This window comes from Vibrio nigripulchritudo ATCC 27043 (assembly GCF_000222685.1).
Lineage (GTDB): Bacteria > Pseudomonadota > Gammaproteobacteria > Enterobacterales > Vibrionaceae > Vibrio > Vibrio nigripulchritudo.
The window spans coordinates 1-3952 of record NZ_AFWJ01000152.1 but is presented as its reverse complement, the minus strand read 5'-3'; the positions used below and the strand labels follow the sequence as shown (position 1 = coordinate 3952).

General features: G+C 46.7%; 7 protein-coding genes. 4 read left to right on the top strand and 3 right to left on the bottom strand.

The window, feature by feature from the left end:
- On the top strand, positions 1-528 hold a 528-nt coding region (locus RH89_RS13440), incomplete at its 5' end, for a cupin domain-containing protein (RefSeq protein WP_038145908.1).
- 61 nt (positions 529-589) lie between these two features.
- Entirely contained in the window at positions 590-1228 is a 639-nt protein-coding gene (locus RH89_RS13435) for a glutathione S-transferase family protein (RefSeq protein WP_004402727.1), read from the top strand.
- Positions 1229-1234: 6 nt separating this feature from the next.
- On the opposite strand, the gene RH89_RS13430 is transcribed toward RH89_RS13435, so the two are convergent.
- The 3 genes from RH89_RS13430 to RH89_RS13420 are packed head-to-tail and all read right to left on the bottom strand — an operon-like array spanning position 1235 to position 2890.
- The gene (locus RH89_RS13430) at positions 1235-2143 is read right to left on the bottom strand and encodes a LysR substrate-binding domain-containing protein (protein WP_004402725.1); all 909 of its coding nucleotides are present in this window, start codon (positions 2141-2143) and stop codon (positions 1235-1237) included.
- Between the two features lie 58 nt (positions 2144-2201).
- Positions 2202-2546: an antibiotic biosynthesis monooxygenase family protein gene (locus RH89_RS13425; RefSeq protein ID WP_004402724.1), complete on the bottom strand. Its 345-nt coding sequence runs from the start codon at positions 2544-2546 to the stop codon at positions 2202-2204.
- A complete protein-coding gene (locus RH89_RS13420; RefSeq protein ID WP_004402716.1) occupies positions 2543-2890 on the bottom strand; it encodes an NIPSNAP family protein in 348 nt (115 codons plus the stop codon). The genes RH89_RS13425 and RH89_RS13420 overlap by 4 nt, the downstream gene beginning before the upstream one ends.
- A 165-nt stretch (positions 2891-3055) precedes the next feature.
- Here RH89_RS13420 and RH89_RS13415 point away from each other — a divergent pair, with 165 nt between their 5' ends.
- Positions 3056-3730 carry an ArsR/SmtB family transcription factor gene (locus RH89_RS13415; RefSeq protein ID WP_004402715.1) on the top strand — a complete coding sequence of 225 codons (675 nt, stop codon included), beginning with the start codon at positions 3056-3058 and terminating at the stop codon, positions 3728-3730.
- A 75-nt stretch (positions 3731-3805) separates the two neighbouring features.
- Positions 3806-3952, top strand: a 147-nt coding sequence (locus RH89_RS30670; RefSeq protein ID WP_004402714.1) for a phosphoglycerate mutase family protein, incomplete at its 3' end; no start/stop codon positions are given.

Sequence of the window (3952 nt, the reverse complement as noted above, 5' to 3'; positions counted from 1 at the left end):
GTGGTTCGCTATCAGCCGGAGAGTTACTTTAAGTCGCATGTTCACGCAGGTGGAGAAGAGTTCATTACGCTAAGTGGCGTCTTTTCAGACGAGAATGGTGACTACCCTAAAGGCGTTTACGTTCGCAACCCAGTAACATCGACACACAGACCCCACTCCAAAGATGGTTGCGAAATATTTGTGAAACTGGGGCAAATGCCCGAATCCGAGAACCAAACCTCTTTCGTGCTAGACACCACTCAGGCTAAGTGGCGAAAAGAAGACAACGGAATCGCGTCGCTTCAGTTGTGGCTATCAGAATATGAAGACACACAATTGATTCGATTACCTGCTGGTTCCGTTTTGCCTGAGCAGCAGTTTGATGCCGCGGCTGAATTTTTTGTATTGGATGGCAGTATTCAGCTTAACGACGAACATTTGGATACACGTTCGTGGGCAAGAGTAAAACCGAAACAGTCCATCAATATACGCTCCAAAAACGGTGCAACCCTGTACCGCAAAATCGGGATAGGCTTCGTTAGAAGTTAGTTCTCCCAACTCCATAAAAATTTAAATCAATCATTATCACAACGATCTGTGAGGGATCATTATGTCTAGAGAAAATGAAATCACCGTTTATGAAACCACTGGTTTTCCAAACCCTGCTCGAATTCGTGCTGCACTAGCAGAGAAAAATGCCTTATCAGCCGTCACCTTTGTTGAAGTGGATGTGATGAATAAAGAACACCGAACTGAAAGTTTTTACGCCAAGAATCCCTTAGGGACGGTTCCTGTTATGAAAACCGCAGAAGGGGAATATCTTTCGGAATCGACAGCGATTACCGAATACATTGATCACTACTTTGACGGACCATCGCTTACGGGCAGGAGTGCGATAGAGCGAGGTCGAATTCACATGATGCAGCGCCGTGCAGAGTCTATGGTCATGGATGCGGTGGGAGCATGGTTTCACCATGGAACAGAAGGGTTAGGACCGGATCTCGAAGTTAATCCTTGCCCTGAATGGGGACAGAAACAGCACGCAGTGGCGACAGAAGGCATGCGCTACTTTGACGCAGTGCTTTCTAAGTCTACCTATGTTGCAGGAGAGGCATTTTCAATGGCTGACATCACCTTGTTTTATGGGCTCGCCTTTGCAGACTTTGCCAGCGTAGCCATTCCTACCGAGTACCATCACCTTATAGAGTGGCGAGAAAGAATGGCTAAGCGCCCAAGCCTTGCTTCGTAATTACACTTATATCTGAGTTATTAGCCAAGTGCGGAAGTCTTTCGCCTTGGCTTTGTTGCATTGTTTAATCGGCGAAACCACGTAATAACTGTAGGAAGAACAGTAACTGGCATCTCCAAATGGGCGAATCAGTTTGTCCTCTTCCAAATCTTTCATGACCAGTGCTTCTCTACCCAAAGCAAGCCCTTGCCCCCGAATAGCTGCTTCAATCACTTCAGAAAAGCTATTGACCTTCAGCCCGCTGGTGGAGGTGATCGACGGGATGTTGTTTCTAGTGAACCATTCTTGCCAGCTTGGGTATTCCTGGCTCTCGGGTACGGATAAGTCATGAAGAAGAGGCAAGGCAGACCAATCGACTGAAGTCGAGGAAGATAAACTATGTTGCGCTGCAAACTCAGGGGAGCAGACCGGGAAAATTGCTTCATCCATCAGTTTATCGCTTTGCACGTTTTCCCATTCACCGCGACCGTATCGAATCCCCACATCAATGCCTTCACTGGTGTAGTCAACCGGCTTTATGTGGGTTTCCACTCTTAAATCGTATTCTGGAAATTGAGCTTGGAAGTCAGCAATTCTCGGCATGAGCCATTTTGAACCAATCGATGGGCTCACAGCCACACGCAGCGTGTTATCGAATATGTCGCTGTTAAGCTTGCCCAAGCCATTTAAAATACTGCTGAATCCCTGCTGTATATCTGGGTACGCCAGTTTGGCTTCTTCAGTCAGTTTTAGACGGGATTGACCGGAATTGGAACGAATGAATAGCTGGACACCCAGCCATTCTTCCAGTTGTTTAACCTGCTGACCCACGGCGGCAGGGGTAACGTTCAGTTCATTTGCGGCTTGGGAAAAACTCAGGTGCCTTGCCGTGGCTTCAAACGCACGAATCCCATTAAGGTGCGCCAATCGGTTCATAATTCACATTGAGAAAATCAGACAATAATCAATCTTATACCCGACTCACGATGAAATGCTAGTTGTGTGAATCGAGATTGTCCGCTGGCACTTGCTCACGCTGATTCAACCCGTAATCTCTTATCACATCGGCAACCCTTAATCGGTATTGAGAAAACAGTTCGGTTCTTCCTTTCTCCTGAGCCACGCGATGTGAAACCTGTGTTCGCCACCTTTTAACGGCTTGTTCATCCCGCCAGAACGACAGAGATAAAAACTTATTGGGTGAGACCAGACTTTGAAAGCGTTCCACGGAAATAAAGCCGTCTATGGTAACCAGATCTTCTTTTAACTGACCGGCGATATCAAAATACTCATCGGTGCCGCTTACTTTGGGCTCTACCTCAAAAATGACGGCAATCACGCAGCACCTCCCAGAGAATTGGGAGCCTGTTTATAGGTGGAAGACACCACTTTTAGAAACGTCCGTTTTTCCTCGATGATGAACTGCTGATCCTTCGCGAAATTGAAGTTGGATTTTCCTAGCTCGGATTCTTTCAGCCTTTTTCTGTAGGCTTCATATTCTGATAGAGAAGGGAAACTGATGAGCCCGTAAGCACAATAGTTGGTTCCCTCGTGTGGGACAAAATAGCCGAGCAAGTCGCCACCGCATTCGGGTATGATTTTGCTCCAGTTCTCCGCGTATTGTTCAAATAGGCTGACTTTAAATGGGTCGATTCGGTATTCAATAAAACATGTGATGGTCATGGTTTTGGTCTCCTTACTGCTTTTCCAACAGTCTAAGTGCCCAGATATTCCATGCTTCGATGCTCATCGAACTAAAGGTGCCCATTTTGGTGTAACCTCTTAGTTCAACAGACCCTAATCTCAACCACCTATTAGCTTCAACTTAACCAGAGGTAGGATTTCCAAATGGAACCGGACATTGCTTATATCGCCAGTTTGATTGGTGACAACACACGCTCAAAAATGCTGATGTCGTTGATGGGAGGAAAAGCCCTTACCGCTACAGAACTGGCTTTGGAGGCGGATGTCACCTCACAAACTGCTAGCAGCCATTTGATGAAATTGGTGGAAGGCAGGTTGTTGGTGGTGCGAAAACAGGGCAGGCATAAATACTTCCAGCTTAAAGACCAAAGAATTGCAGAGTTGCTGGAACAGCTTCTCAATATTACGGCGGCATTGGGGCAAGCCATTTCAACGGGTCCCAATGATGAGCGATTGCGACGTTCGCGCGTTTGTTATGATCATCTTGCCGGAGAACTGGGTGTTCAGCTGTTTGATAACCTGGTAGAGCAGGGATGGGTCATCGAAAACGCCGACGAAGCGACCCTTACCGATAACGGTCATGCTTATTTCCATGATTTGGGTTTTGACCACACTCAATTCAAAAGCCGACGACCAACCTGCAAAGCCTGTCTTGATTGGAGTGAAAGGCGCAGCCATATGGCGGGTAAGCTCGGGCAATGGATATTAGACGATGCGCTATCCAAGGAATGGGCAATTCGAGATCTGGATTCTCGAGCGATACAGTTTACCCCTCGCGGGCTAAGCCAATTCTGTAAGAAATATAAGATGTCCTTGTAGGGTGTAACCCCTTGCTATTTATAGGCTCAGCCGATAGCCTCTTTTACACTGTAAATTTTCTACTTGTTTGATTTAATGCCTGTTCCTGACTCTGTTTTTTCTTCAAAATTAATCTTGATTCGCCATGGTGAAACAGAATGGAACCGGGCAAAGATCATGCAGGGCTGGCTCGACAGTAAGCTAACGGCTAAAGGTCGCGATCAGGTTCGAAGCGCAGCGATT